This is a genomic window from Martinezella lusitana, from assembly GCF_014207095.1.
GTDB lineage: Bacteria > Pseudomonadota > Alphaproteobacteria > Rhizobiales > Rhizobiaceae > Rhizobium > Rhizobium lusitanum_B.
On the sequence record NZ_JACHBG010000010.1, the window covers coordinates 110,733 to 137,619 of the forward strand.

At 59.5% G+C, this 26,887-nt stretch carries 24 protein-coding genes; 10 read left to right on the top strand and 14 right to left on the bottom strand.

The annotated features are described in order from the left end of the window. Positions 1-103: 103 nt before the first annotated feature. Both GGD46_RS20475 and GGD46_RS20480 read left to right on the top strand, forming a co-directional pair. A complete protein-coding gene (locus GGD46_RS20475; RefSeq protein ID WP_246806403.1) occupies positions 104-943 on the top strand; it encodes an SGNH/GDSL hydrolase family protein in 840 nt (279 codons plus the stop codon). Next, positions 940-1,806 (top strand): NAD(P)H-binding protein, encoded by an 867-nt coding sequence (locus GGD46_RS20480; protein ID WP_184707253.1) that lies wholly within the window; start codon positions 940-942, stop codon positions 1,804-1,806. The genes GGD46_RS20475 and GGD46_RS20480 overlap by 4 nt, the downstream gene beginning before the upstream one ends. 39 nt (positions 1,807-1,845) lie before the next feature. On the opposite strand, the gene GGD46_RS20485 is transcribed toward GGD46_RS20480, so the two are convergent. After that, positions 1,846-2,445: a TetR/AcrR family transcriptional regulator gene (locus GGD46_RS20485; RefSeq protein ID WP_313206321.1), complete on the bottom strand. Its 600-nt coding sequence runs from the start codon at positions 2,443-2,445 to the stop codon at positions 1,846-1,848. Positions 2,446-2,841: 396 nt separating this feature from the next. On the opposite strand from GGD46_RS20485, the gene GGD46_RS20490 reads away from it, so the two are divergent. Further along, a complete protein-coding gene (locus GGD46_RS20490; RefSeq protein WP_184707257.1) occupies positions 2,842-4,053 on the top strand; it encodes an epoxide hydrolase family protein in 1,212 nt (403 codons plus the stop codon). A 26-nt stretch (positions 4,054-4,079) separates the two neighbouring features. On the opposite strand, the gene GGD46_RS20495 is transcribed toward GGD46_RS20490, so the two are convergent. The 3 genes from GGD46_RS20495 to GGD46_RS20505 all read right to left on the bottom strand — a co-directional run bounded on the left by GGD46_RS20495 (position 4,080) and on the right by GGD46_RS20505 (position 5,980). Then, positions 4,080-4,754: an AraC family transcriptional regulator gene (locus GGD46_RS20495; RefSeq protein WP_184707259.1), complete on the bottom strand. Its 675-nt coding sequence runs from the start codon at positions 4,752-4,754 to the stop codon at positions 4,080-4,082. Between the two features lie 77 nt (positions 4,755-4,831). Further along, the gene (locus GGD46_RS20500) at positions 4,832-4,990 is read right to left on the bottom strand and encodes a hypothetical protein (RefSeq protein ID WP_184707261.1); all 159 of its coding nucleotides are present in this window, start codon (positions 4,988-4,990) and stop codon (positions 4,832-4,834) included. A 45-nt stretch (positions 4,991-5,035) separates the two neighbouring features. Then, a complete protein-coding gene (locus GGD46_RS20505; protein ID WP_184707263.1) occupies positions 5,036-5,980 on the bottom strand; it encodes a GlxA family transcriptional regulator in 945 nt (314 codons plus the stop codon). A 130-nt stretch (positions 5,981-6,110) separates the two neighbouring features. Here GGD46_RS20505 and GGD46_RS20510 point away from each other — a divergent pair, with 130 nt between their 5' ends. After that, entirely contained in the window at positions 6,111-6,908 is a 798-nt protein-coding gene (locus tag GGD46_RS20510) for an SDR family NAD(P)-dependent oxidoreductase (protein ID WP_184707265.1), read from the top strand. A 569-nt stretch (positions 6,909-7,477) separates the two neighbouring features. Continuing rightward, positions 7,478-8,086, top strand: coding sequence for a DUF2026 family protein (locus GGD46_RS20515; protein ID WP_184707267.1), 609 nt, complete (start codon positions 7,478-7,480; stop codon positions 8,084-8,086). Positions 8,087-8,149: 63 nt separating this feature from the next. Here the strand turns inward: GGD46_RS20515 and GGD46_RS20520 are convergent, their stop codons facing one another. Next, entirely contained in the window at positions 8,150-8,620 is a 471-nt protein-coding gene (locus tag GGD46_RS20520) for an Lrp/AsnC family transcriptional regulator (protein WP_184707269.1), read from the bottom strand. A gap of 127 nt (positions 8,621-8,747) precedes the next feature. Here GGD46_RS20520 and GGD46_RS20525 point away from each other — a divergent pair, with 127 nt between their 5' ends. Then, positions 8,748-9,977, top strand: a complete 1,230-nt coding sequence (locus GGD46_RS20525; RefSeq protein WP_184707271.1) for an argininosuccinate synthase — start codon at positions 8,748-8,750, stop codon at positions 9,975-9,977. Positions 9,978-10,047: 70 nt separating this feature from the next. Here GGD46_RS20525 and GGD46_RS20530 read toward each other — a convergent pair whose 3' ends face one another. From GGD46_RS20530 to GGD46_RS20560, 7 genes are all read right to left on the bottom strand, one after another. Beyond that, the gene (locus tag GGD46_RS20530) at positions 10,048-11,193 is read right to left on the bottom strand and encodes a C39 family peptidase (protein WP_184707273.1); all 1,146 of its coding nucleotides are present in this window, start codon (positions 11,191-11,193) and stop codon (positions 10,048-10,050) included. A 184-nt stretch (positions 11,194-11,377) separates the two neighbouring features. Then, a complete protein-coding gene (locus GGD46_RS20535; protein WP_184707275.1) occupies positions 11,378-12,880 on the bottom strand; it encodes a leucyl aminopeptidase in 1,503 nt (500 codons plus the stop codon). 47 nt (positions 12,881-12,927) lie between these two features. Beyond that, positions 12,928-13,941 (bottom strand): ABC transporter ATP-binding protein, encoded by a 1,014-nt coding sequence (locus GGD46_RS20540; RefSeq protein WP_184707277.1) that lies wholly within the window; start codon positions 13,939-13,941, stop codon positions 12,928-12,930. Then, on the bottom strand, positions 13,938-14,954 hold the full coding sequence (locus GGD46_RS20545) for an ABC transporter ATP-binding protein (protein ID WP_184707279.1): 1,017 nt from the start codon (positions 14,952-14,954) through the stop codon (positions 13,938-13,940). Before GGD46_RS20545 ends, GGD46_RS20540 begins: the two co-directional genes overlap by 4 nt. Position 14,955: 1 nt before the next feature. Next, positions 14,956-15,927, bottom strand: a complete 972-nt coding sequence (locus tag GGD46_RS20550; protein WP_184707280.1) for an ABC transporter permease — start codon at positions 15,925-15,927, stop codon at positions 14,956-14,958. A 7-nt stretch (positions 15,928-15,934) separates the two neighbouring features. Further along, positions 15,935-17,032 (bottom strand): ABC transporter permease, encoded by a 1,098-nt coding sequence (locus GGD46_RS20555; RefSeq protein ID WP_246806404.1) that lies wholly within the window; start codon positions 17,030-17,032, stop codon positions 15,935-15,937. A 19-nt stretch (positions 17,033-17,051) separates the two neighbouring features. After that, positions 17,052-18,740, bottom strand: coding sequence for an ABC transporter substrate-binding protein (locus GGD46_RS20560; protein WP_246806405.1), 1,689 nt, complete (start codon positions 18,738-18,740; stop codon positions 17,052-17,054). Positions 18,741-18,912: 172 nt separating this feature from the next. Between GGD46_RS20560 and GGD46_RS20565 the strand changes: the two genes are divergently transcribed. Next, the gene (locus GGD46_RS20565) at positions 18,913-19,824 is read left to right on the top strand and encodes a LysR family transcriptional regulator (protein ID WP_184707283.1); all 912 of its coding nucleotides are present in this window, start codon (positions 18,913-18,915) and stop codon (positions 19,822-19,824) included. 73 nt (positions 19,825-19,897) lie between these two features. Here the strand turns inward: GGD46_RS20565 and GGD46_RS20570 are convergent, their stop codons facing one another. After that, positions 19,898-20,176: a WGR domain-containing protein gene (locus GGD46_RS20570; RefSeq protein ID WP_246806406.1), complete on the bottom strand. Its 279-nt coding sequence runs from the start codon at positions 20,174-20,176 to the stop codon at positions 19,898-19,900. A gap of 259 nt (positions 20,177-20,435) precedes the next feature. Further along, complete coding sequence (locus GGD46_RS20575; protein WP_184707285.1) at positions 20,436-21,431, bottom strand: LacI family DNA-binding transcriptional regulator; 996 nt, start codon at positions 21,429-21,431, stop codon at positions 20,436-20,438. Positions 21,432-21,610: 179 nt separating this feature from the next. Between GGD46_RS20575 and GGD46_RS20580 the strand changes: the two genes are divergently transcribed. The 3 genes from GGD46_RS20580 (at position 21,611) to GGD46_RS20590 (ending at position 26,831) form a co-directional block, all read left to right on the top strand. Next, on the top strand, positions 21,611-24,352 hold the full coding sequence (locus GGD46_RS20580) for a glycoside hydrolase family 2 protein (protein WP_184707287.1): 2,742 nt from the start codon (positions 21,611-21,613) through the stop codon (positions 24,350-24,352). Positions 24,353-24,400: 48 nt separating this feature from the next. Next, positions 24,401-25,495 (top strand): ABC transporter ATP-binding protein, encoded by a 1,095-nt coding sequence (locus tag GGD46_RS20585; RefSeq protein WP_184707289.1) that lies wholly within the window; start codon positions 24,401-24,403, stop codon positions 25,493-25,495. A gap of 76 nt (positions 25,496-25,571) precedes the next feature. Further along, a complete protein-coding gene (locus GGD46_RS20590; protein ID WP_184707291.1) occupies positions 25,572-26,831 on the top strand; it encodes an extracellular solute-binding protein in 1,260 nt (419 codons plus the stop codon). Positions 26,832-26,887 lie beyond the last annotated feature (56 nt).

Here is a 26,887-nt window from a genome sequence, read left to right on the forward strand (position 1 = left end):
AGCGCTTATGTTTCAATGATTTAGATGCACAGAGACGCGAGCTGACAATCAAACGGATCGCCCCATAATGCGGCGATCCTAAAGCTCACGAGAGGCTCTTGTCATGAACATGACCAAAGAACAAATGCAGTGGATGGTAAAGGTCTTTCAGCCGGAGAAGACGGTCGCCTCGCTGCCCGGGGCGGCTTCGCTCAACGAAGCCGCGTGCGCTGCTCTGCTGGGGCTTGATCCCGGCCTTTATTCAGCGGAACTCGCACGGCTTGCGGCAGGCGCCAAGAATGCGACGCAAGCATTGCTGGCGGACCCGCAGATTGCAGCAATGGTCGACCGGCTTCCTTTGCAGGCAGGCGCTCGGGTCTTTGCATTGGGCGACAGCCGCACGTCCGATCCTCAATCCTGGGCGCTCATCCTGCAAGAGATGCTTACGGCACGTCGGCCGTCCGACAACATATCCGTGGTGGCCAGCGCAATCAGCGGCGACACGACCACCCATGCACTGATCCGGATCAGCGAGGTGCTCGCCGGCGAACCGGACTGGATCCTGTTCTTTATCGGATTGAATGACGCGAGAACGCAAGGGAACGAACCCACCAAGACCATTGTCCACCACGCAGAGACGGCCCGGAATTTTGCCGAGCTTCGATCGCGGATCGCAAGAGAAACCAAGGCGCGGCGCATCTGGGTCACGCCCGTTCCCGTGAATGAAAACCGGGTGTCGAACCATTGGGCACTCGCTGCATTCGGAGTGCGTTTCCTGAATAAGGACGTTGCAGAAGTTGCAGCGGCAATGCGCGGGCTCGACGACCCGGTGATTGATCTCTTCCAACGGTTCGACAAGCCGTCACTCGACGCATTGCTGATGGACGATGGACTCCACTTCACCGAGGCCGGACAGCAGCGCATTGCACTCGAGATCCTCCGCTCCTGGAGTGATCTGAAATGAAATACCTCATTACCGGGGCAACGGGAAATATCGGCTCTCTGGTCACGACGCGCCTGCTCCACGGGGGCGAGTTGCCTTGTGTGCTGGCCCGCGACGGGAGGAAGGCGCGGAAATTCTACGGCGATCACGTCGAAATCCGAGTTGGCGACCTTGCCGGGCCTGTTGACCAATTGGCGATGGCATTTGCGGGGTGCGAGGCGCTCTTTCTCATCAACACCGGCCCGAATCTGGCCGAAAGGGATGCAACCTGTGCGCTGGCAGCGCGCACGGCCGGCATCCAGCATCTCGTCAAGCTCTCGACGCTCGATGCCATAACCGGCATCGGAACAGGCCCTTGGCACGCGCGCGGCGAAGCGGCCATATGCGGGAGTGGTGTGCCGCACACATTCATTCAAACCGCGGCCTTCATGTCGAATGCCTTGAGCTGGGCGGATTCGATCCGCACGGACGGAGCGTTATTCTCCTCGACCGGCGATGGCAGGATCGCCTTCATTCACCCCGGCGACATCGCTGATGTCGCTGTGTCGGTATTAACGCAGAAGCATACCCGGAATAGGTCGTTGGTCATTACGGGCTGCCAGGCGCTGAGTTATCGGGAAATGGTGACGGCTATCGGTAACGCTATAGGCGAGCCCATCCGCTATGAAACCATATCGGACGCAGAAGCTCTGGCCGGGGCGCTAATGTGGGCTGATCGCCCCTATGCCGAAGCGCTGGTCGATATCTGGCGTGCGGTGCGCGAAGGTCGTCTTGCCACGGTCAGCACTGGCGTTGAGCAACAGCTTGGCCGCCCGCCAAGAAGCTTTGCCGATTGGATCGAGGAAAACATCGGCGCTTTTGGCGGAAGAGCAAGGCGATCCTGAGGGTATTCGACCGGCGACCCTGCTCGCTTGCAAACGGACCTATCGGCCAAGCTCCTGGTGGATCGCCAAATAGGCGAGCGTTGCTGTCACCGCTTCACCCTTGGCATCGCGGGAGGCGAGCGGCGACAGCGTCACCCCATGCACAAGCCCTTCAACCAGATTTGGCAGCACAAACAAAATACGGTCCATGTCTTTGGCGCCACATCGGGTAATGGCCCCGGCAAAAGCCGCGTGCAGCGCGGCGCGAAAATGCTCCGGTCCCTCACTGATCACTGTGGAAACCAACCGGTGCAATTCCGCGTCCACGGAATGAATATCAACCAGCGCCTCCACAAGGCCGACGACAAACTCGCTGAACGACGATGATCCAAAATCGGCGATGTGGTGCTGGAGGGCGCTCCGCACGTCCCCTACATGGCGCTCATGCAAAGCACTGAAAACCGACCGCTTATTGGGGAAATACTGATAAAGGGAACCAATGCTAACCCCCGCCACCTCGGCTATGCGGTTCGTCGTCATCGCGCCCGCACCGTGTCGCTTCAAAACCAGGGGGACAGCGGCAAGAACGGCTTCCACCGTTTGACGTGAACGGTCCTGCCGTGGAATACGCCGGGCTGCAATGTTTGCGCTATGCATCATCGAGAGAAGCTAGCCCAGGCGTGTGGCGCAGTAAAGCTCATGGAGCTAAGTGAGTCTCCTGCGCTACGCTGGAAGGAAGCTCAAGCGGATGGTCTTCGAAAGTTGTCGGGCGAAATGAAAAATTGACCAACCCTCGAAAGCTTTAGGTCGGTCCGCGCTAACCGCTTCAATCCAACCAACTTTAAATTCGTTTAGATTGGTATTTTGGCAGACATGCCCACGCAACCCGGTAACGCCCTAAGCACTCAACTCCAACCGGACGGACTTCCCCGCGACAAGACACCGATCAAACCCGTAAGTGACGTTCGATGTCGGGCCGTCATTTTCGTTTTTTTACAATCTCCTCGCGGCTCCTCCTCATACTCTGATCCCATCTGCCAAGCACGGAGATGAGAGATGAACCGTCGAGATTTTTCCAAGACCTTCGCCGCCTCAGCTCTTCTGTCGGGCTTTCCCGGAAACGCAGCCCATTCACAGGAGACCGCCACGATGACCAGCCCTCAAGCTTTCGAAATCGCCATTCCTGAGCCGCAGCTCGCGGATCTCAAGTATCGGCTCCAACACACCCGCTGGCCCGATCAACCGGCTGAGGCCGGCTGGGCCATGGGCACGAGCCTGGACTATCTCAAGCGGCTCACCGACTACTGGATCAACGAGTACGACTGGCGGAAGGCCGAGAAGGGCCTCAATGCGCTTGGCAATTTCAAGGTCGAGGTCGACAACATCGATCTGCACTTCGTTCACCGCCCCTCGACGAACCCGAATGCAGTTCCGCTTCTCCTCCTCCATGGTTGGCCAGATTCGTTCTACCGCTACCACCGTGTGATTAAGGCGCTATCGAAAGACTTCCATGTCGTCGTCCCCTCCATTCCCGGCACCGGCTTTTCGGGTCGGACGGCTCTGCCGATGGACCAAGTCGCCGACCTCTTCGCCCGTCTCATGACCGAAACCTTGGGCTACGGAAAATTCGTCGCGGCTGGTGGCGACAGCGGCTCGATCATCGCGATGTCGCTGGCCCAGCGCCATCCCGAGGTGCTGCTCGGCTACCACGTGACCGATGTTGGCTATCCTGACTATACAACAGACTTCTCGGTGCTGACCGCACCGGAGCAGGCCTATGCCGGCGCGATCCAGAAGTGGTTCTTCACCCATGGCGCCTTTAACCTGGTGCATGCGACCAAGCCGCAGAGTCTGGCTTTCGCCATGAACGACTCGCCGGTCGGCCTTGCGGCGTGGATCATGAGCTTCATGGCCGGCATGGGCGTCGGCGACGAAGCAGACCAGCGGTTCGGCCATGACGAGCTGATCACCAATATCATGATCTACTGGCTGACCGAGACGGCGGCTTCATCCTTCCGGATCTATGCCGCCAACGCGATGCAGCCGCCGACCATCAAGGGCACGAATACCGGCGTTCCGGTTGCTGTGGCGACGGAAGTGCCGATCCCTGGTGGCGTACGCCTACCGCGCGAATGGGCCGATCGCCAGACTGAGGGCAACGTGATCCAGTTCCACGATATGGAAAAGGCCGGGCACTTCGCGGCATGGGAGGATCCGGAGTTTTTCGCCCGCGACCTGCGCGAGTTCGCCTCGCTTCTAGCGGGCTGATGGCGTCGGGGTCCTCCGCCCGGCGCTTAAAGCTTGTGGACCAGCTCAAGGTTCGACGGCAGGTGACCCATGATCGTTTTGATGGATTTGATCATGTGCGACTGGTCGGTATAGCCGAGTTCGGCGGCCACTCCGGCCGGCGCCTCACCCCGTTTCAGTCGCCGCACTGCTTCCTGCGCGCGCCGGATCATTTGAAAATCCTTCTGGGTGATGCCGGTGGTGCGCTTGAAATGCTGCTGAACCGAGCGCTGGGATGCGGCCTTGGGACTGTCCGAAAATGCCCTCGCGACCAGATCATCCGATTTTAACAGCCCCGCCCGGATCATCTGGTCAACCAGGTCCTCAGCGTCCTCGAAGGTCGGCAGCGGTAGATCTGTCCCGTCGAGCTCAAAGCGCTCGCCGGTGACCGAAAGCCAACGGACTTCCGCGCCGGTCCGCACTTTATCCTCGGTAGCGAGGTATACATGCGCCGCGAAGGAAATCACCACCGAGTGCTCGCCAGCGAGATAGGGCACGTCAACTGGCTCGGTTGCCTGTCCGGTGAGAAAGACAACCGCGTCATCATCAGGCGAAACGCCGAGGATCAGATCCCAAGCCCCATCGGGCGTCGCCTTGTAGACCCCGTCTTCGAGGCAAACGGTCTGCCAGACAGTATCGATCCAAGGGTGGGACGAAGCGCGTCGCGTGTGTTTCTGGGTCATCAGCTCAATCAAGGGAGAATGCAGCAGTAACAAGAGGGAACGGAGTACTAAGGAGAGCCGCGTCCTGACCGCAGCTTCTATTGCAGTTTCGGCCAGTCGATGAGGAGTTGCAAGACTTCGACCGGCGGATTGCGTGCGAGTTTGGCGGTCATAGTGGTCATGTCCATGCCCCCCAGGCCGCATCCGGCAAGGGCAAGCTCTTCATTGGTTTGCCTGGCAAGCTGGATAGCCTGCAACTGCGTTCCAAGATCGGAGTGAGGGGTTACGCGTTGATGGATTCATCACGTCCGTTCCTCCAGCTGCGCCAAACGGCGAATGGCTTGCGGTGGTTGACCGAAGGCGCGCACGAAGGCGCGGCGCATGCGTTCCCGATCAGCAAAACCGGTTTCCCGCGCGACGACATCGATTGGATGGCGGCCCTGCTCCATCATCAGGCGCGCGGCCTCCAGGCGCAGGTTCTCGACCGCTTTGGCCGGCGATTGGCCCGTCTCGGCTCTGAATGCGCGGCTGAACTGGCGTGGACTGAGATGCGCTACATCCGCAAGCTCCTCCACCGACAACGTTGATTTGAGATTGCTGCGCGCATGGGCAAGCGCGCTCTGGATGCGGTCGGATTTCGGCTCTAGTTCCAGCAATGTAGAAAACTGCGACTGCCCTCCGGCGCGCCGGTGATAGACGACGAGTTTGCGGGCAACGGCACGGGCGATCTCTTGCCCATGATCCTTTTCGACCATCGCCAACGCCAGGTCGACGCCGGCCGTCATACCCGCTGATGTCCAGACGGGACCGTCGATAATGTATATGCGATCTTCCTCGGTTTTGACCCGCGGATAGCGGTTGCGAAGCTCGCGGGCGAGATACCAATGGGTCGTAGCGCGCCGACCGTCGAGAATGCCGGCTTCAGCCAGAAGGAAGGCGCCTGTGCAGATCGAGGCGAGACGACGTGTTGCCGGAAGAGCTGCGCGGATGAAATCCGCCTCCCCTTTGGTTGGCAGTTTGATGTCAACTGCCCCTGCGACGATCAGCGTGTCGAAATCGGGCGTGCCGATTATCTCCGTATCGATGATCATCCCGAGCGAGTTGGCGATCGGCCCGCCTGTCTCCGAGAGGAAATGAATGTCGTAGACTTTCTCGTTGAGCTCGAGATTGGCAAACTCAAAGGCCGAGACCGCTGCAAGACTCATGATTTGGAAGCCGGGAAAGAGCAGGAAAGCGACTTGCTGCATCGTGTCGACTCCTTTGAAAGCAATATGTCCTAAAAGGTTGTATATTCGACATTCAGGCCATCCGCAAGCGGGTGTAAAACTCTCTGCAAGCGCAAGGCATCGGGCCGGCGCGCAAATTGGAGAAGCGACCATGACACAGGAACATAAGGGTACGGCGGTGGTAACGGGCGCATCGTCGGGCATAGGCGCGATCTACGCGCACCGGCTGGCAAATGAGGGCTATGACCTAATACTGGTGGCCCGTAATGGCGAGCGGCTGAGGGCTCTGGCGAGCCGGCTCACCGATGAAACCGGCCGTACCGTCGAAACTCTTTCCGCCGATCTGGGCAGCAAGGATGATCTTGCCAGGGTCGAGAAGGTGCTGAGAGAAGACCAGAGCATTACCGTCCTGGTCAACAATGCGGGCTTTGGCGGCACCGCGCCACTCATCGCATCCGACGCAGACAAGATGCAGGATATGATCGATCTCAACGTGACGGCTGTGATGCGGCTCACCTATGCCGCCGTACCGGGCTTCGTTGCCCGCGGGCATGGGACCATCGTCAACATCGCCTCGATCGTGGCGATTGCGCCGGAGCTCTTGAATGGCGTCTACGGAGGAACGAAGGCTTTTGTCCTTGCCTTCAGCCAGTCGCTGAAGCACGAGCTTGCCGACAAGAATATCCGGATTCAGGTGGTGCTGCCGGGAGCGACCGCAACAGAGTTCTGGGGTATTGCCGGCACGCCGGTCGAGCACTTGCCGGGAGAGATCGTGATGTCGGCGGAAAGCATGGTCGATGCTTCGCTGGCAGGCCTCGCCGACGGTGAGTTTGCCACCATCCCGGCGCTTGAGGATGCCGGATTGCTTCAGGCCTATGAGGGAGCCCGCCAGGCGCTGATGCCAAACCTGTCGCGTTCAGTGCCGGCTAGGCGCTACAAACTCGCTTAAGGTTCAAAAAGACGTGAAGTTCTGCGGCAAGTGCATGAAGCTCGGGCTTTGGCCATACGGCCGGCTCGAGCGCATCCGCCTCTACTGAAGCAGCTTCACGATCTGCGCTTTTGCCGGTGCCGGGCTGTCATGGCGCGCGGAGGTAACCCCGGTAACAATCGCAACGGCTGCAACCACTATGTAAATAATGGTCCCTTTCGGCTTTCGGTCCGCTACGCAATGCCTTGTCGACTCCAGCGAGCGCGAATGTTCAGACATCATGATCCTTTGACGTTTAAAGTTGCTTAACTAATCGATCAGCCTTGCCTTAAGAATGCCTAGAATCGCGTATCTCCCCTGCAAAAGGTGAATAGCTGAGTCTTCGGGTCGACGCTACCCTGCTCCATCGCATACGGGAAATTACTCTCAAGAGATACTATCCCTCTGCATGCGCAACCCCGGTTAAACCGTCATTGTTCTGTGAGCGCGATTCGCGGAGCTGATGGTATTACGATGAGATCCGTTGTTTACACGGGCAATGCCATCCCTTACGGAACGCTGCAAAATGACGGGTTTGGGATTGGACCAACATGCTGATCAAGCAAAGCGACTATCACCGGATCTATAAGGTCATCAACAGCCTGCTGATCAACGAGAATGCCGGATCTGATGCGGCTTCCATGTATTTCAGCACATTCGGTGCCTTCATCCTCGAACACCACTTTAAGCTGAAGGCGAAACCCAAAGGCGGCCTTGCCGCCTACAATCTTGAAGGAAAGCACATCCTTTTCGCTGATCATCGCGAGGACGGATACGTGTCCGGCGCCGGAGAAAACTTTCACTGCTGGATCGAAGCCGACGGCTGGGTGCTCGACTTCATGGCTCCGGCATTTCACGAAAATGCTGGGGATCTGCAGCTGCCCTCGAAAATGTTCCAACGCCCGCTCTCGTCGATGGCTTCGTCAATCAATGATCTCGAAAAATCAGGCGACTTCTTCTATCGTCCCGAACCTGAGGCGATGAGCCGGCGATTTGCCGATTGGCGCAGGCGTCCGATGATCGGGGATCTTGCCACCGTTGCCACCAACTGGTTCCGCAAATCTCCCAAGCAAATGCAATCGTCAATCACCCTCCGCGATCAGCACGGAAACAATAAGACAATACCTCTCCTCGGCAATGCGCTCATAGGTGCCTGGTAGAGCTCGAAGTTTCACCCGATCCGGACGGCTGGCGGGTTCGCCAAAGCCGAGACGCAACAAGCGTCAGGATGCCAGGGGTAGCTCGAAGCTGCGCTTCAGCGTTTCCATCGGCACGTCGGTCTTGACGTTCAGCACGCTTGGAATGCGGGTCAGGTGATCCGCCTGGAACCGCCAGTAGCTATGGAGGTCGGCCGTGACGATACGCAGGATCGCATCGCACTCCCCTGTCGTCAGGTAGCACTCCATGACCTCAGGCAAGCGTCTGATGGCCTCGGCAAACTGCAGCGTCACCTCGGCATCCTGCGTCTTGAACCAGACGCGGGCAAAGACCGTGAGGCCCGCACCCACCTTGGCAGGATCGAGGACTGCGACATAACGATCGATGATGCCCGCATCTTCCAGCAATCGCACCCGTCGCAGGCATGGTGAAGGCGACAATCCGACCTCGCTTGCCAGATCGACATTGGAAATGCGTCCGTCGCGCTGAAGCACCTTGAGAATGCGCCGGTCAATCTCGTCCAAAGCCATTGACATAATATATCTCTATATTTCCTAATACTGGCACAATCTGCCAAATTCTCTCCCATTCATGAACTCTTTGCAAGCTCATTGCGCGCTGGTTGGCCTATCGTTTCACTTGATTGATATGGAGACGAAGGTGATGACGAAAAAGATCGGGAAAGTCGTGCTGTCCTATTCCGGCGGCCTGGACACATCTATCATCCTCAAGTGGCTGCAGGAGACCTATCGATGCGAGGTCGTGACCTTCACGGCCGATCTCGGCCAGGACGAGGAGTTGGGCCCGGCGCGCGAAAAGGCCGAGACACTCGGCGTCAAAGACATCCGCATTGTCGACGTCCGCGAGGAATTCGTGCGGGATTTCGTCTTTCCGATGTTCCGGGCCAATGCGCTCTACGAGGGACACTATCTCCTTGGCTCATCCATTGCCCGCCCGCTGATCGCCAAACATCTCGTGAGCATAGCAAGAGAGGTTGGCGCGGATGCCATTGCCCATGGCGCCACCGGCAAAGGAAATGATCAGGTCCGCTTCGAACTTGCGGCCAACGCCCTTGATCCATCGATCGAGATCATTGCGCCCTGGCGGGTGTGGGATATTCAATCGCGCACCCAATTGATCGATTACGCCGAAAAACATCGGATCGCCATCCCCAAAGATAAGCGCGGAGAAGCTCCTTTCTCGATCGACGCGAACCTTCTCCATACCTCGACGGAAGGAAAGGTGCTGGAGGACCCGTCTGAAACTGCTCCTTCCTATGTCTATCAGCGGACCGTCGACCCGCTGCACGCGCCAAACGAGCCGGAAACCATCATCGTCGGCTTTGACAGAGGCGACGCTGTTTCCTTGAACGGCACCGCCCTGACACCTGCAGCGCTTCTGAGCGAACTCAACAGATTGGGCGGTAGGCACGGGATCGGACGGGTCGATCTGGTCGAGAACCGGTTCGTCGGGATGAAGTCGCGCGGGATCTACGAGACGCCGGGCGGCACGATCCTGCTTGCAGCTCATCGTGGCGTCGAGTCCATCACGCTTGACCGTGCTGCCGCACATTTGAAGGACGAGATCATGCCGCGCTACGCCGCACTGATCTATGATGGCTTCTGGTTTTCTCCGGAGCGGGAGATGCTACAGGCCCTGATCGACCAGAGCCAAGCCTATGTCAGCGGCGAGGTGACGCTCCGGCTCTATAAGGGCGCTGTCAGCGTCGTCGCCCGGACGTCCCCCTATTCCCTGTACTCGTTGGACCTCGTGACCTTCGAGGAAGGTTCCGGCGCCTATGACCATCATGATGCAGAGGGCTTCATCCGGCTGAACGGCTTGCGGCTCAAGAGCTGGGCAAGCCGCAATGCTCAGGCGGCCTCCCCTCGATAAGGGCGCGCGAAGGCGATTTCCCCTATTATCAGACGAAGCAAACGGCACATAGACTACGATATCGCCCGGACTATGGGGCGGTATCCGGGACGGCGCGATAGACCGCAATCTGGTCGGACCGGATCTTTTCCTTCACGATGTAGGTCGATCCCGCCTGGATATTGATCGTCCATGTCCTGTCCGCTTTCGCCGCGCTGGCGTTGAAACCCGAGCTGGGGACCGACTGGAAGCTGCTATAGCGATAGAGCTTGTACGAAAGCCCCGGCGTCAGCCCGGAAACCATAACCGTCAAAGTCAGATCCTCAGCCTGCGGACGCGTATTCGATCCCTCGCGCATCGCCGGCTTCTCGAACTTTCGATCAGTGGAGAGACGAACCGGCAACGTTTTGCCGTCGTGGTCGATGATCCCGGTGATCGCCACGCCGTAATTGCTGCCTTCACGCGGCAAGGAATAGATGGGATGGGTTTCCGAATTCGCCTCCTTCCGGTTCGCCTGGAAGGCACCGGAAGCATAGCGATAGACATAGGCCGGCTGGCCTGTCGGAGACCAAAGGCCGTTGTCGCTAAGGGTCATGACATCATCGGCGTCATAGACCGAAGGCTTGCTCAAGGGATGCTTCGATGAGATGCCGGTAACCTGCACGATATGGTCGTATTCGGCATCTCCGGCATTTTCGTCGTTGGATCCATCGAAGGAATGGCGATTCTCAAAGACGCTGATGATGACCGGATAGCCCGACGCGACGTTTTCCTTCACCCAGGCCAGGAAATTCTTCGGGTCCGCCGTCGAGGTGCTTTTCCATTGGACGGCATTCAAATGCATTTGCGATGCTGCATAGGCGTCGTTTACGCCAAGCAGAAGCTGGCTGCCTTCCTTGGACTGGTCGGCATTCTTGCTTGCGATGGAACGGGCATCATATTGGGAGACATATTGGCCATAGTAGAGGCCGGCGCTTATGAACGAGACCTCACCGCAATAACCGAAATTCGCCGTCCATTGCAGCCGCGGCGGGATGTCGTTGGCCTTGTCGAACGTCCCGCCCGTGCTTTTCGGGGCCTTGTCGTCACCGCTTGCGGACCAGACGCTTGAAAGCGGGGCGCACACCACCAGAGTGCTGCTGAGGAGCAAAGCGCCAAGGCGAGCCGTGGCATTGCTGAGGCGCAGACGAGACGCCTCGGAATGTGCGGCCGGCGCTTGCTTGATTATGCTCTGCATGTGTCTGCTGGAACCAACCATACGATGTCCTTTCCTTGGAGATATTCCGCGCCGGGTCGGTTCGGATTACGGCGATTGTCGAGCCGCTTGTCGGGTGACGGAGCGCTGCGGTTCCCCGTGCAGAGAAGGACAACGGCCCTGCCCTTCCCTACAAAGGTTCGAAATCTGTTGGTTCAAGGCTTCGTCAGCGAACCCGACGTTGGGGTTCGAGGTCGCGCGTCAGGCGGTCGAGAAGCCGCACGCCCCAGCCCGTACCCCAACTCGGGCTTATGGCGCTCTTTGGCAGGTCGTAGGCCGGCCCGGCAATGTCGAGGTGAATCCAGGGCACGCCATTGACGAAACGCTGAATAAAGTTCGCCGCCGTGCACGCCCCGCCAGACGGCGAGTCGATATTGCGGACGTCGGCGATTTTGGAATCCATTTCCTCGTCGAAATTCGGTCCCATCGGCATACGCCAGACGAGTTCGCCGGTCGCGGAGGAGGCTTTTTCCAGGGACGCGGCGAGCTCATCATTGTTGGAAAACAGGCCGGCGCGCTCGCGGCCGATGCCTGTGACGATATCGTGAGTAAGTGTTGCCAGATCGATCATGAAACGGGGTTGGAATGTCGACTGCACATGCCACAGCAAATCGGCGAGAACCAGGCGGCCCTCATAGTCGGTGTCGATGATCTCGATGGTCTGGCCGGACAGCGAGCGAACAATGTCTCCCGGGCGTTGCGCCTTGCCGCCAGGCATGTTCTCCACGAGGCCGATGGCACCGAGGGCATTGACGGGAGCCTTGCGACGGGCAAGCCCCAGCATCAGGCCCGTCACGCAGGCGGCACCTGCCATGTCACCCTTCATCTCGGCCAAATCGGTCGCGGATTTGATCGAAATGCCGCCGCTGTCGAAGCAGACACCCTTGCCGATAAAGCCAAGCGGCGGCGCATCGGGGTCGGCGGCGCCCTGCCAACGAAGGATGGCGACATGGCTCTCTTCGCTCGACCCCTGCCCGACGCCGAGAAGGGCGCGGAAACCCATGCGTGCGAGTTCGGCCTCTCCGAGGATTTGCACCTCGACCCCAGCTTTTTCGAGTACGTGCAGGCGCCGTGTAAATTCGGAAGGCGTCAGAATGTTGGCCGGTTCGTTGATGAGCGAACGGGCGAGCTCCACGCCTTCGGCAATCGCGGTTTCGCGCGCATGCGCGACTTGAGCCTCTTCCGGTGAGGAGGTCATTATCAAGACATGCCGCTCGGCGGGGAGCTGCGGCTCGGGCCTGCGGGTCCGGTAGGTGTTGAAGCGATAGCTTGCAAGGCGAAAGCCGAGCGCCAGTTCTGCGGTGGCTTGCGGGGAAAGATCAGCATCTCCCGGTAGATCTCCGGCGATGACGATCTTTGCGGCATAGCCTGCAGCGGCGGCCGCCCGGCCACCGAGATCGATGGGAGCGGCACGACCGGTTCCCATGCCCACGAAGACAATGCGGCGATGGCCTGCAAACAGGGTCATAGTGTCGTCGGTCTTGCCGCGAAAGCCGGCATCGGAAGCGGCACGCGCAAACAGTTGCCAATCCAGACCGGCAAGCAGCTCCGCCGTGCCCGCACCAACCTTCAGATCTTCGCCGACGAAGACGACTACGGTCGCCTCGGGCTGCTTTGCGAGGTCGGACGGCGAGAGGGGAGAGAAGGAGAAGGTGAGCGTTTCGGTCATGATGCCTATCAGTGGTTGGATTTGTGACTGGCGAGCCAAGGCCTCACCTATGAACGAAAGGGAAAGTGGCAGGCGACCTGCCGGCCATCGACCAGCGTTGTCAGTGTCGGGCGTTCGGTCCTGCAACGCGCCTGCACCGCTGGACAACGTGGGTGAAACCTGCAGCCGGATGGTGGGTTGGCGGGGCTTGGTATCTCGCCCTTGAGCAGGATGCGCTCGCGTTTCCTGGCCCCTCCGATGCGGGGCACGGGGATGGCTGACAACAGAGCCTGGGTGTAGGGATGGGCAGGCCTTTGAAACAGAAGATCGGTCGGACCGATCTCCACGATCGAACCGAGATACATCACCGCCGTGCGATCCGAGACCTGGCGCACGACGCTCAGATCATGGGCGATGAAAAGGATGGTCAGTTGCAGCCGTTTGCGCAGATCGGCAAAGAGGTTGACGATCTGCGCTTGCACCGAGACGTCGAGCGCGGAGACGGGTTCGTCGGCGATAATCAGCTTCGGCTCGAGAGCAAGAGCCCGCGCGATGCCGATGCGCTGGCGCTGGCCGCCTGAAAACTCGTGCGGATAGCGATCGAGAAACGAGGCGGGCAGACTGACGATCTCCATCAGCTCCCGCAATCGCTCAGCGATCCCGGCTCGATCGGCAACCTTGTGCACCCGCAAGGGCTCGGCCAGCAGATCGCCGACACGCCGGCGCGGGTTGAGGGACGCCGCCGGGTCCTGGAAAATCATCTGCATATGTTGTCGATAGGGGCGTAATTGCCGCGTCGATAGTGGCGCGATATCGGTTCCTTCAAGCAGGACCCGGCCGGAGCTCACTTCGTAAAGACGGACCAAGCAGCGGCCGAGGGTCGACTTGCCGCAACCGGATTCTCCGACCAGGCCCAGCGTTTCTCCGGGAAAGACGTCAAAGGAAACGGCGTCCACCGCGTGAATGGGTTGTCCGCTACCGGGAATGAAGGTCCTGCCAACGACAAAGGTCTTGGAAAGACGGTCGACGCTGAGAAGCGGTGCAGCTCCTGGGAACGATGAAGAGGCAAATGTTGCCGTCATGCTGGCTGGTCCATATTGCTGGAAATCCGTGATCTCGCCGCCGGCCGGCCGGCTGAATCGACAAAGCACAGTGCTTCGCGCCCATGGGCGATCTGCCGTGGTGGCAAATCGGAGCAGGCCGGCAACCGTGCGCGGCAACGCGGGCCGAAGACACAGCCGGGCGGGCGTCTGTCGGGCTGCGGTGGCGAGCCGGGTATGGAGATAAGCCGCTCCGGACGTGGACCGTCCAGCGGCGGTATGGAATCGAGCAGACCCCAGGTGTAGGGATGCCAGGCATCGTCGAAGATCGCGTCGCATGGACCCTGTTCGACGATGCGCCCCGAATACATCACGAGGACGCGATCGGCCATTTCGGCAACCACGCCCATGTCGTGCGTGATGAGGACGATGGACGATCCGAAGTCGCGCCTCAGGCGCCGAAGCAGATCGAGAACCTGCGCCTGGACGGTCACGTCGAGCGCTGTCGTCGGTTCGTCGGCAACCAAAAGGGATGGGTTGCACGAAAGCGCCATGGCGATGACGGCGCGCTGCCGCATGCCGCCGGACAGCTGGTGTGGATAGCGCTCAGCCGCCATGCGCGGATTGGCGATGCCGACCTCGCCCAGCAGCTCGACGGCGCGGTTCCAGGCGGCCCGGCTCGATATGTCGGTATGGGCGCGTATCTGTTCGACGATCTGCCAGCCAATAGTATGGACCGGCGTCATTGCCGTCATCGGGTCCTGGGAGATGAGGGCGATCCGGCGTCCACGAATGTCCTGCAGGGTCTTTTGCGAGGCGCGCAGAATGTCCTGCCCCTTGAACAGGGCGGAACCCTCTACCTTGGAGGAAAACGGATCGAGCAGTCCGAGCATGCTCAAAAGTGCGACCGACTTGCCCGAGCCGGACTCGCCGACGATGCATAGGGTTTCGTCCTCGTTCACCTGGAAGGACAGGTTGTCGATGACGCCGATCATACCGTTGCGGCCGGCGAAGGAGACCGAAAGGCCGCGTACCTCGAGAAGTGGTGTTGTCATGTCAATGGCTCCTCATGCGAGGGTCGAGCACGACATAGGCCATGTCGACAATTGCATTGGCCAGCACCACGAAAAACGACGCGTACATGACGCTCGCCATGATGACCGGAAGATCGAGGCTCTGCAGGGAATCATAGGTCAATTTGCCGACGCCATTCAGCCCAAAGAGGACCTCGGTCATCAGCGCGCCGCCGCCGACCAGGGCGCCGAAATCAAGCCCGAACATGGTGACGAAAGGCACAAGTGACATGCGCAACGCGTGGCGCAACAGGACGCGCGTCTCCGACAGACCTTTTGCCCGGGCCGTGCGGATAAAGTCTTCCTGATAGATTTCAACGATATTGGCGCGCAAGACGCGGCCATAGATCCCAATGAACCCCAGCGCCAATGTCAGCCAAGGCAATAGCAGCGCCTTGAACCAGCCGATCGGGTCTTCGTGCAATGGAACATAGCCAAGTGGCGGCACCCAGGAGAACAGGATCGTATCGTGCAATCTGTTCTGCGACAGAAGATTGGTCATCTCGCCGAGCCAGAAGACGGGGATAGCGACACCCGTCAGTGACAGGATCATCAAGAGCCGGTCGACGATGCTATGACGACAGGCTGCCGCGACAATGCCGACGGCAAGACCGCCGACCACCCAGAAGAACGCTGCACCGAAGACGAGTGAGAGGGTCACGGGCGTGGCTTCGATAATGGCCGGTACCACCTTCAGCCCGCGATTGACGAAGGAAACGAGATCCTGCTTGACGAAGAGCTTCTTCATCATCACCACATATTGGACCGGTAGCGGTTGATCGAGGCCGAAATCATGACGCACGGCAACCAGCGTTTCCGGGGCGGCATTCTTGCCGGCAATACGGGCGGCCGGATCGGAGCCCGGCGTTGCAAAGAAGATCAGGAAGACAAGCACGCTGATGCCGAACATCACGAACAACATCTGCACGAGGCGCTGGAAGAGAACAATCAACATTGCCGCCTCACGGTCTTAGCTTTGCGCGGGGATCGAAGGCATCGCGCACGCCGTCGCCGAGAATATTGAGCGCGACGATGGTGACGATGATGACGAGGCCTGGAGCCGTCGACACCCATGGCCGGCTGTAAAGCAGGCTCTGGCCGTCTCGGATGATCGTGCCCCAACTGGCGCCGGGTGGCTGGACACCAAGGGAAAGGAACGACAAGGCCGTTTCCGTGGCGATATTCAGTGCCATCATCAGCGGCACGAAGACGATGAGCGTAGTGACGACATTGGGCAGGATGTCCCTGATCAGGATCCGCAATGGCGGCACACCAAGGCCGATGGCGGCCATGACGAACTCGCTTCTGCGCAGAGCCAGAACCTGTCCTCTGATCGGTCGCGCGACGTAAGGTACGTAAATGATGCCGATGATGACGATCGGGATCACGAGACTGCCGGAATCGATGGTCAGCGGCCCGATCTCGATATGCGCGGTAAGCAGAACGATCGAAAGGCAAATCGCAAGAAGGTAGATCGGGAAAGCCCAGAGGATGTCGAGGACGCGCGACAGCAATTGATCGATCCAACCGCCGAAGAAGCCGGCGCAGATGCCAAGGATTGCGGCCAGAACCAGGGTGATCGCCGTCGATAGGCTGCCGATGAACAAGGTGGCACGGCCGCCGTAAAGCAGCCTCGCCATCACGTCCCGTCCCTGCTCGTCAGCGCCGAGGAAATAGGCATTCAACCGCCATGTCGGGCCGATCGGTACGACGCCGATCCCGAGCCCTTCGGTCGAGGGCCCGAGCACCGGCACGCTCTGGCCATCCAGAATGACTTCCGCTTCAAGGCTGGAATTGAAGGGGTCGACGCCGGCGATGCGCTCGGCGTAGGCCGGTGCGAGCAGCGACGCCAGGATGATGACGAAGAGCACGAGCGCCGCCATCATCGCCGATCGATCGCGCCAAAGCTTGGTTAAGGCCTGCCTCCAGGGACCAGGCGTCGGCGCGCCCAGCTGTTCATTATGCTCGGCCATATTCACCCGCGCCGATTGAGAGGTGGCACTCTCAATCGGCGCCATCGGTCCGGGAGGATCCAGCTGTTGGGGATCAGAACTTAGCATGCCCGGCTCCATCATCGCCCTAGTGCACCCAGGCCAGGGTGTAGGCCCAGGCATTGGTGGCCGTGGAATATTTGAAGTTGCCGATGCGCTTGGAGACCAGCGTCACCTGCTTTGGATTGAACAGGGGGATCAGGGGCGCATATTTCATCGCGTCTTGATCGATCGCAGCCCAAAGCTTGGCCGCTCCCGCCTGATCCGTGATCCCGAGCGCCATGGCCTTCTGCATCTGGTCCTGGAGGGTCTGGTTGCAGAAGCCCGATATATTCGGCGAGGAATCCGACCCCTTGCGGAACGAACCGCACCCAAGCAGCACGTTCAGGAAGTCGCTGGCTGCAGGGTAATCCCCGTACCATTGCGTCACCGACAGCTGGACGTTGTTGTTGGAGTTTTGAATGTAGCCGAAGTGAATATTGGCCGATATCGATTTGACGCTGGCGGTGTAGCCGATCTTGTTCAGAACGCTCTGCAGGTATGAGCCGATGTTGCGCGAGATTTCGCCGTCATCAATGACGATGGTGACCGATTGCCCTGCCGTACCGGACTCGCCAACGAGCTGCTTTGCCTTCTCCAGATCCGGTGCCGACCATGCCGCTCCGGGTGACTTGGTGTAGAGGCAGAATGAGCTATAGCCCTCAAGCCCCGGCGGCAGAACCTGACAGGTGGGCGTCGCGAGGTTGCGGCCGCCGAAGAAATTCACCATGGCCTTCAGGTCGACCGCATAGGACAGAGCCTGGCGAGCCTTCACGTTGTCAAACGGCGGCAGATTGACATTGAGGGGCAGGTACCAGAAGGCAAGCTGCGGATCGAGGTGAACCTGGTTTGGATATTTCGTGCCGAGTTCGGCCAGACGCGTGGTTGGCGGCTGATCGAACATGCTGTCTGCCTGGCCGTTGATGACGGCATTGACCTGGGCATCTTCGGTCAGGCCGAAATCGAGCTCGAACTGGTCGACATAGCCATCCGGCTGCGCCTCGGCGCTCCATTCCTTGAAGTGAGGATTGCGTGCCCAGACGAGTGCCTTGTTCGGATCATAGCTCTCAATCGCATAGGGGCCGGTCCCGGGTATGGGCTCGACCCCGGTATCCTGCGGAGCGGTTTCCTTCGGCAGGATCGAAGCATGCGGCATCGACAGCTTGTCGAGGAATTCGGCGTCTGGCGCCGTCAGATTAAACGTGACGGTCGAGTTCGACTTGTCAGCGATAACGCCGCCATCGAGCGTGCAGTCGGCCGGCTTTGCAAGACAGGCGTTGGCGCCGACGATGCCGTTGTACCAGGTTCCCGACGTCGGGCTCGACACCTTGAAAATGCGCTGGAAGGAGGCCACGACATCGTCGGTCGTCAACTCCTTGCCGTTCGAGAATTTGATGCCCTTGCGCAGCTTGAAGACATAAGTCTTGCCATCATTCTCGATGGCAGGCATCGCCTCAGCAAGATCGGCAACCACGACGAGACTGTCGACGCCCCCGGCCTTTCGAAAGGAGACGAGGCCGTCATAGAGACCGGGAAAATAGTTCCAATATTGGGGAGCGTAGTTGATCTGCGGATCGATTGTACCGCCGGCCGACTTGGAGACGAGGCGCACGGTTCCTCCGCGGTGCGCCTTCATCAGCTCGGCACGGTTCTCCTCGGCCAGTGACAGGCTCGGCAAAAGTCCCACCGTCATCAACGAAATCGCCAGTGACGGCAGGACCTTGATTCTTTTCGACATAAATCTCCCCTCCGCTGCCGCCTTCGTGGCGGCTATATGTACCGCCCCGCCAGATCCCGGAGCACGAACAGGAACGCTTCGAATGTTCCTGTGCGCGGAGACTAGGATGGCCGCGCTTCAATGGGAAATTTATTTTCTTGCGTTTTTTAATAGATAAATTTTATCATCAGACATGCTCAAATATGCCGAAAGCTTCTGTGTCCTGGTCGAAGAGCTGCATTTCAGTAAAGCCGCTGCGCGGCTTCATCTGACCCAGCCCGCTCTGTCGCATCAGATCAAGAAACTGGAACAGACGATCGGATGTACCCTGCTGCGACGGTCGCCGCACAAGGTCGTTCTAACCGAGGCCGGCATGATCCTGGCGCGCGAGCTGGGGGCAGCCTTGAGCCATGTTAATCGCGCGGTGCAGGAAGCGCAGGATGCTGCGCGCGGCGATGCCGGTGCCTTGGCCGTCGGCTATTGCGAGCTGCCCCAGGCCGGTCAGATGACAACCATTATCCGCCGCTACAAGGCACTTTATCCCGGCGTGGACGTCACCCTTCGAAATCTGCCGACCAATGATCAGGCCGTCGCGCTAGCTGCCGGGTCGATCGATGTAGCATTTCTTCATCCGCCCTTGCATGGTGCGCAGTTGGTAATGCGGGCCGCGGGTGAGGAGCCGATCGTTGCGGCCCTTCCGGCCGACCATGCGCTGGCGGAAAAGCCTATTCTTAGATTGGGCGACCTCATGTCGGAGCGGCTGATCGTCTGCGCTGAAGCAACAGGGGCTTTCATGTATCATTCGATCCTGGCCGCTTGCGGAAAAGCCGGCTTCCAACCGCAATTGCGCGAGGAAAAGAACAGCTGGCACGCCATGCTTGATCAGGCTGCGTCCGGTCTTGGCGTCGCCTTTGTGCCGGAATCGCTCACCAGAAACACGCATTCTCAGCTGGTTTTCCGACGCATCGAACATTTCGACGTGAGGCTGCAGACGGCGATAGCGACCGCTGGAGAGCCAACGAGGCCGGCGGTGACTCGGTTTCTGGCAACGGCTGCCTTATGTCTGAAGGACCAGGCCGACCACGAAGCCTGTCAGGCAGAGTAGGTTCAATTCGGCAGTCTTTTTTGCGCGCATTCCGAAAGGCTCGTGCCCTTCCCTCTTCCGGCTCGCAAGAGCGTTAGGGACGCGAGAGGATGGGCTTCGGCCGATAGCCGCGCGCTTTCTTTTTCCGGGTGATGTCGAGAAACAGCTTCACGGCCTCATCCTCACGCTCGAAGTGATGGATCATACATTGTCCAAAGGCGCCTATGCGCCCCCAGCGCCTTATCAGGCAGGCCTCGCCGAACAAGGTTTCAGAGATCTCCAAGGCATAGAACCGGGCCATATTTTTCGCCGGTTCGGTTCGTTCGGTGTAGAGATGGTAGGGTTGACGGATCATGGCGATCAGAGTCGCCAATGGATTCCTTATCGTCCAACGAGAGTTCTGAATCGGTTCTGGCCAATCGATTCATTTTCGTGATGAAAGCTGATCGCGATCGGGATGGTGAACAAATCGGCACGGCTGGCTCACGCGTCGACGGGCGCATTTTCCGGCGACCCGGTTGTGAACATTGCGACATCAGAGGAAATTCATGGGTGCCGGAATTCCGGCCGACACAGCGCTCGAGTTTTGACTGTCGGCGCTGGCAGAAACAGGGACGGCTGTTCCTATCTTTTCAGCGCGGCGGCGCGATGGAATCGCGTCGGATCAACCGGCACTCCATCTTCAGCCGCACCGGCGGTTTCTTGGGTTGCGCGATCTTTTCCAGCAGTTCGGCCACTGCCCATTGCCCCATATCCTCGTGCGGCAGTTTTAGCGTGGTGAGCGGCGGCAGAATTTTTCGAGCAAGACTGTCGTCGTCGAAGCCAACCACCGAGATATCGTCTGGGATTTTCAGACCCCGCAGTCTGATCGCATCATAGGCGCCCATCGCCACGCGGTCTGAAAAACAAAACACTGCCGTCGGCGGCGACGGCAGGTCGAGCAGATGCAGCATCTTCTCCCGGCCGAGATCGAGCGACCAGGCGCCTGAGGCGATCAGCTCGGGATCAACGGCGATGTCATAGGTGGTCAGCGCCTGACGGTAGCCGCTCAACCGATCACGGGCTGCCTCAAGCCTATCCTTGCCCGCATCGATCATGGCGATCCGGCGATGCCCTGCCTTGATCAGCGCTTCCGTGGCGGCAAAGCCGCCGGCAAGATCGCCCGGGATGATGGAGGAAAACTCAGCCCGCTGTTGATGGCAGTTCAGAAGCACCGTCGGATAGTTTCCGAGTTTTGCGGGCAGTACCGGGGCCAACTGGGTGATCAGGGTGGCATAAATCACCCCAACGATCTGACGCCTGCCCAGGTAATCGAGAATGGATTCCGCGAATTCGACCTGTCCGCCAGTCACGACGGTGAGTGCCGCAAGCCCCTGCCCTTCGGCGGCTTCACGCACGCCCTCGATCAGCGGTGCGGCGTGATGCGAGGCCATCAGATCGTCGATCAGAAGCACGATGATTCCGCCGATCGGGCCATTGGCCGGCGTGCTCTTGCGATAGCCCAGCTCCTCGGCAACGGTGAGAACGCGCGTGCGCATCTCCTCCGATACGCGCTTGCCGGGCGCCGCATTCAATACCAGTGAAACCGTGGCATGCGAAACGCCGACCTTTGCGGCGATGTCGGACATTGTTGGTCGTTTCGTCGTTTTGTCGTTCACTCGGTTTCTTTCTTGGACAGCTGGCACGCACGTTAGAAAATCTGGCGGACAATGTGAAGCGGCGGCTCTTGCGGATGTTAATTTTTTAAGTTACGAAACCTATATGTAACTTATTTTGTGACTAAATCCAACTGGAAAGCTTGCGGCCCATGACCATCGCCTCTCGCCGTTTCACCGACACCCAATCGGGGCCGCGTTCGCGCCTGTCACTGGATGGGATTTGGGATTTTCAGCTGGAGGGGCGGGAGCGCACGACCATCCCTGTCCCCGGGCCCTGGCAAGCCCATCTTACCGATCTGCGTGCCGCGGCGGGTGTTGCAACCTATTCCCGCCTGGTCACCGTGCCGCAAGACTGGCTCGGTCGCCAGGTCATCGTGCATTTCGGCGCAGTGAACTATTTCGCTGAAGTATCCGTCAATGGTTGCCCGCTGGGGTCGCATGAGGGCGGCTATTTGCCGTTTGAATTCGTCATTCCAGCCGACATGCATGGACAAGAATTGCACCTGGATGTGCGTGTGACGTTGCCGAGCGCCGACGCACAAGCCTTCCCCGATTTTCCCTTTGATGAAATTCCGCATGGCAAGCAGAGTTGGTACGGCATGTTGGGCGGCATCTGGCAGTCTGTCTGGCTTGAATGCCGTTGCGAGGCGCATATCGCGCATCAGGGCATTCGCGCCGATCTCGTGACCGGAGATGTGACCGTTGACGTCGAGCTGGCAGCGGCCTTCACCGGCACAATGCACGTGACGCTTTTCGACCGGAAAGGCACGGTAGCGGCATCCGCCGAGCTTGCAGTTGATGCAGAGACGCACGCATCAGCCGAGCTGAATATTGCCAAGGTCGAGGCCTGGTCGCTCGACGATCCCGCGCTTTATCGTGCCGTCGTCGAACTGCATCAGCGCGACATCGTCATCGACGTCGCCGCAGAGAATTTCGGCTTCCGAACCTTCGAGGCGAGAGACGGAAGATTCTTCCTGAACGGCCAACCATTCTACATGCGCGGTGCGCTCGACCAAGACTACTATCCCGAAGGCATCTACACGCCGCCGTCGCTGGAGTTTCTGGAGGACCAGGCACGCAAATCGAAAGAGCTCGGCCTCAATCTCCTGCGCTGCCATATCAAGGTTCCCGACCCGCGCTATTATGACGTTGCCGATCGCTTTGGCCTGCTTGTCTGGACGGAAATCCCCAATATCCAGACGTTCACCGAGAAGTCGGCACAGCGTTTGCTCGATACGATGGAAGGTATCCTGCGCCGCGATGGCAACCACCCCTCCATCGTGATCTGGACCATCATCAACGAAGATTGGGGGACGCGTCTCGTCGAAAGCACCGATCAGCGCTTGTGGCTTCACAACGCCTATCATTGGCTGAAGAGAAAAGATCCGACGCGACTGGTGGTCGACAATTCCGCCTGCGTTCCGAACTTCCATGTCGTTTCCGACATCGACGATTACCACTACTATGCTTCGGTGCCGGAAATGGCGCGCGAATGGGCCGACTGGGTTTCGGCCTTCGCCAAGCGACCCAACTGGTCCTATTCGCCGAACGGCGATGCGACGCGGCGGGGCGACGAGCCCCTCGTCGTCTCCGAATTCGGTGTCTGGGGGCTACCGCATCCCGAAAAGCTGAAGCGGAATGACGAGGAGCCGTTCTGGTTCATCAACGGTCTCGAATGGGACAGCGAGGGCGCGACCTATCCGCATGGAGTCGAACAGCGCTTCCGCACCTATCAGTTCGACAAGGTCTTTCCGTCTTTCGGCTCCTTTATCGAGGATACGCAGTGGCATCAGTTCAATGCGCTGAAGTTTGAAATCGAAGAGATGCGCCGTCATGCCTCGATCCAGGGCTATGTCATCACCGAGCTCACCGACCTGCACTGGGAGGCGAACGGCCTGATGGACATGGAGCGCAATCCGCGCGCCTATCACAATCGCTTCCATGAGATTAATGGCGACGTGGTCATCGTGCCGCGCATGCAGCGATATGCGGTCTGGGCCGGCAGTATTGCCAGTGTCGAGCTCGAAATCTCGAGTGGCGGCAAGGTGCTGCCGGCGGCGGAATTAACCTGGAGCATCGACGGTGCCGCAGCCGGTAAGATGGCAGTCCCAGCGCAGGATGCGACCACGGTGCATCGCCTGCCGGCACTGGCATTGTCCTTTGCGGCAGACATGACCGGAAAGCGGACGAGCGTCCAGTTCTCACTCGCGGTCGCAGGCAAGGAGATCGCGCGCAACAGCGTCGATATCAGCGTCTACTCCGCCCGGGCTAAGCCAACACTATCCGTCTTCTCGGCAGAGCCGGAAATCGAACGCTATCTGGCGGGTCTTGGCTACCAGCTGGTCAATGCAGACAAAGCGGATGTGCGGGTGGTATCGACGCTCAGCCAGGCCGATATCGACGCCATGGAGCATGGTGCCCGCTACGTGACGCTTGCCGACGCGGCACCCCTGCCCTTTGGCAATCTGCGCAATGATCAACCGAATTGGAACTATCCGACCGGAGGCGATCGAGGGCAGGCCATGCCTCAGATGCGCGTAACAGAGCGCAATGGCACGATCTGGAAAGGCAATTGGGTGACCGGCTTTAGCTGGGTGAAACGCACCGGCGTATTCGATCGCCTGCCCGGCGGCCCGCTCAACGACCTCTCTTTTGTCGGCGTCAATCCCAACCGCGTCATTACCGGATTCAGGCCGATCCATTTCGACGGGCTGGTTCATGCCGGCACGATGGCAGGCTGGATCCACAAGCCCTGCGCAACGATCGCCGAACGCAGGGTCGGCGTCGGTCGCATCGTGGCAACGACCTTCGGTCTGATGCGTGAGGCTCCCGGCGCCGATCCGGTCGCCGCGACCTTGCTCGATTGTGTCATCGAGACTGCGGTCGGATAGGCGGCCCCAGTAAAATCAATCGCCGCGTATGACCGGGAGGAGGTTTAGGTGGCCAACACAGTTGCAGGCGTGAGCATCCGCGGCGTTTCCAAGAGTTTTGGCGCGGTGGAGGTGCTCAACGACATCTCGCTCGGCATAGAGCGCGGCGAGTTCATCGTTTTCCTTGGTGCCTCCGGCTGCGGCAAGTCCACGCTCCTGCGGATGATCGCCGGGCTGGAGACGATTTCCGGCGGCGAGATCTGGATCGGTGGGCGTCGCGTCGATCAGCTGACACCTGGCCAGCGCGGCGTATCCATGGTGTTCCAGTCCTATGCGCTCTATCCGCATATGAGTGTTCGGGAAAACCTTGCCTTCGGGCTGGTCAATATTCGCACGCCGAAAGCCGAGATCGAAACCCGGATTTCGGCTGCGGCCAAAATGCTGGAGATGGAACATCTCCTCGAGCGAAAGCCGGCCCAGCTATCCGGTGGCCAGCGTCAGCGCGTTGCGATCGGTCGCGCTATTGTGCGCGAACCCGATGTCTTTCTTTTCGACGAACCCTTATCGAACCTGGATGCCGGCTTGCGCACACGCACCCGTTTCGAACTGGCCCAGTTACACGAACGTCTTGGCGCCACGATGGTTTTTGTGACCCATGACCAGATCGAGGCAATGACCCTTGCGACCCGGATTGTCCTTCTCAACAAGGGAAGGGTCGAGCAAGTGGGCGCGCCCATGGAGATTTATTCCCGGCCAAGCACGCGCTACGTCGCGCAATTTGTCGGCTCGCCGCCAATGAATTTCTTGCCGGTCGCCAAAATCGAGGACGCTCCGGGCGGCGCGATTGCCGTCACGACCGCCGGCACAAGGCTGCACACCGCCATTCGCTTCGATGGCCTGCCAACCGATAACCTCACACTTGGCGTCCGGCCGGAGAATTTGACGGTCGCTCCTGATGGCCAGGTGAAAGGTCGGGTCGTCACCGTCGAACAGATGGGCGACCGCTCGCTCATCCATGCCGAACTAAGCGATGGCACGCGGATCATCGGCGTCGACGCGCCCGTCACAACGGTGCGCAATGGAGCGGAAATCGCCTTTGCCGCCGAAGGTGCGAAGGCGGCGCTGTTTGACAGCATGGGCAAAGGATACCACGCAGCCAGCTAGGCTGTGGCGCAAGACATGAAGGCCTTCCGTTCGCGGTGGCCCCGGCAGGAAAACCGATCAGCCTGGAGGAGTGAAAATGCGTAATCTATTGAAAGCATCGATCGCGGCGATAGCCGTCATGACTGCCTTTCCGGCATTCGCAGTCGAAAATGTCGTCTGGTGGGACTTTCTGTCGGGAGGCGACGGCGTGCGTATGAAGGCGCTAATCCAGCGCTTCAACGAAGAGCACAAGGACAAGATCGAGATCAAGGGGACCACCCTGGAATGGGGCGTTCCCTATTACACCAAGCTGCAGACATCGGCGGCCGTCGGTCAGGGACCCGACATCGCGACCTACCACCTGTCGCGTCTAGCGGGTGCGGTGACCGCCAAGACCGTCTCGCCAATCGATCCGAAGGAACTAGAAGCTGTCGGCTTGAAGGATAGTGACTATCCGCCGAACGCAATCGCCGCTTCGACGGTCGACAAGGTCCGCTATGCCGTTCCGTTCGACGTGCATGGCGAGGTGCTTTACTACAACAAGAATGTGCTCAAGGAGCTCGGCGTCTTGGGGTCTGACGGCAAACCCACCGGTATCGACACGCTGGATGGCTGGCGTGCGCTGCTCGCCAAGGCCAAGACGGCCGGCAAGAACGGCGTCGTCATCGCCTCGTCCAACGGCGACCTGCGCGATATCTACACGCTGTTTGGCCAGCTCGGCGGCGAGTTGACCGCCAATGGCAAGTTCCTGCAAGGGAACAATCTCGGCAAGATGGAGAAGGCCTACAACGAGGTTGCCGATTGGGTGAAGCAAGGTTGGGCGCAACCCTATATCGATTCCGAAACCATCACCCCTACCTTCCTCGCCGGGCAATCCGCCTTCTTCCTCAACGGCAACTGGGAACTGCCGACCATGGAAACCGAAAAGGCCAAGGGCAACGGTTTCGATTACGGTATGGTCAACATCCCGGCCTGGATGGGCAAGCCCGCCAACTGGTCGGACTCGCATTCCTTCGTGATCCCCAACAATGTCGGGGTGAAGATGACGCCGGAGAAGCGCGCCGCGGTGCTCGAAGTCATCCATTGGATGAATGTGAACTCCCTGGAATGGGCCGCAGCCGGTCATATTCCGGCTTATCTGCCCGTCAGCACGTCTGATGCCTACAAGGCCCTCAAGCCGCAAGCGGACTATGCGGCCATGGCGCTCAACGCCTTCTACATGCCGAAAACGCCGCTCACCGGTGCCGCATCCAAATTCGACGATGACTGGCAGAACATGGCGTCCGGCCCGCTGAACGGCGAGGGAGATGCCAAGGAAACACTTGAGAAGTTCCGCGATCACATGAACTCTCAGTGATATCTCACGTCAACAGTCCCGGGGCTGGAGCAAGCCCCGGGATCGCAAACCGAGGC

Excerpts from the sequence above, each read along its gene's own strand:
- GGD46_RS20490 (WP_184707257.1), top strand. The coding sequence starts at position 2,842 with ATGAACCGTCGAGATTTTTCCAAGACCTTCGCCGCCTCAGCTCTTCTG.
- GGD46_RS20475 (WP_246806403.1), top strand. The coding sequence starts at position 104 with ATGAACATGACCAAAGAACAAATGCAGTGGATGGTAAAGGTCTTTCAG.
- GGD46_RS20535 (WP_184707275.1), bottom strand. The coding sequence starts at position 12,880 with ATGACCGAAACGCTCACCTTCTCCTTCTCTCCCCTCTCGCCGTCCGAC.
- GGD46_RS20510 (WP_184707265.1), top strand. The coding sequence starts at position 6,111 with ATGACACAGGAACATAAGGGTACGGCGGTGGTAACGGGCGCATCGTCG.
- GGD46_RS20550 (WP_184707280.1), bottom strand. The coding sequence starts at position 15,927 with ATGTTGATTGTTCTCTTCCAGCGCCTCGTGCAGATGTTGTTCGTGATG.
- GGD46_RS20545 (WP_184707279.1), bottom strand. The coding sequence starts at position 14,954 with ATGACAACACCACTTCTCGAGGTACGCGGCCTTTCGGTCTCCTTCGCC.
- GGD46_RS20480 (WP_184707253.1), top strand. The coding sequence starts at position 940 with ATGAAATACCTCATTACCGGGGCAACGGGAAATATCGGCTCTCTGGTC.
- GGD46_RS20495 (WP_184707259.1), bottom strand. The coding sequence starts at position 4,754 with ATGACCCAGAAACACACGCGACGCGCTTCGTCCCACCCTTGGATCGAT.
- GGD46_RS20525 (WP_184707271.1), top strand. The coding sequence starts at position 8,748 with ATGACGAAAAAGATCGGGAAAGTCGTGCTGTCCTATTCCGGCGGCCTG.
- GGD46_RS20505 (WP_184707263.1), bottom strand. The coding sequence starts at position 5,980 with ATGCAGCAAGTCGCTTTCCTGCTCTTTCCCGGCTTCCAAATCATGAGT.
- GGD46_RS20540 (WP_184707277.1), bottom strand. The coding sequence starts at position 13,941 with ATGACGGCAACATTTGCCTCTTCATCGTTCCCAGGAGCTGCACCGCTT.
- GGD46_RS20560 (WP_246806405.1), bottom strand. The coding sequence starts at position 18,740 with ATGTCGAAAAGAATCAAGGTCCTGCCGTCACTGGCGATTTCGTTGATG.
- GGD46_RS20520 (WP_184707269.1), bottom strand. The coding sequence starts at position 8,620 with ATGTCAATGGCTTTGGACGAGATTGACCGGCGCATTCTCAAGGTGCTT.
- GGD46_RS20580 (WP_184707287.1), top strand. The coding sequence starts at position 21,611 with ATGACCATCGCCTCTCGCCGTTTCACCGACACCCAATCGGGGCCGCGT.
- GGD46_RS20555 (WP_246806404.1), bottom strand. The coding sequence starts at position 17,032 with ATGCTAAGTTCTGATCCCCAACAGCTGGATCCTCCCGGACCGATGGCG.
- GGD46_RS20590 (WP_184707291.1), top strand. The coding sequence starts at position 25,572 with ATGCGTAATCTATTGAAAGCATCGATCGCGGCGATAGCCGTCATGACT.
- GGD46_RS20565 (WP_184707283.1), top strand. The coding sequence starts at position 18,913 with ATGCTCAAATATGCCGAAAGCTTCTGTGTCCTGGTCGAAGAGCTGCAT.
- GGD46_RS20530 (WP_184707273.1), bottom strand. The coding sequence starts at position 11,193 with ATGCAGAGCATAATCAAGCAAGCGCCGGCCGCACATTCCGAGGCGTCT.
- GGD46_RS20515 (WP_184707267.1), top strand. The coding sequence starts at position 7,478 with ATGCTGATCAAGCAAAGCGACTATCACCGGATCTATAAGGTCATCAAC.
- GGD46_RS20575 (WP_184707285.1), bottom strand. The coding sequence starts at position 21,431 with ATGTCCGACATCGCCGCAAAGGTCGGCGTTTCGCATGCCACGGTTTCA.
- GGD46_RS20485 (WP_313206321.1), bottom strand. The coding sequence starts at position 2,445 with ATGATGCATAGCGCAAACATTGCAGCCCGGCGTATTCCACGGCAGGAC.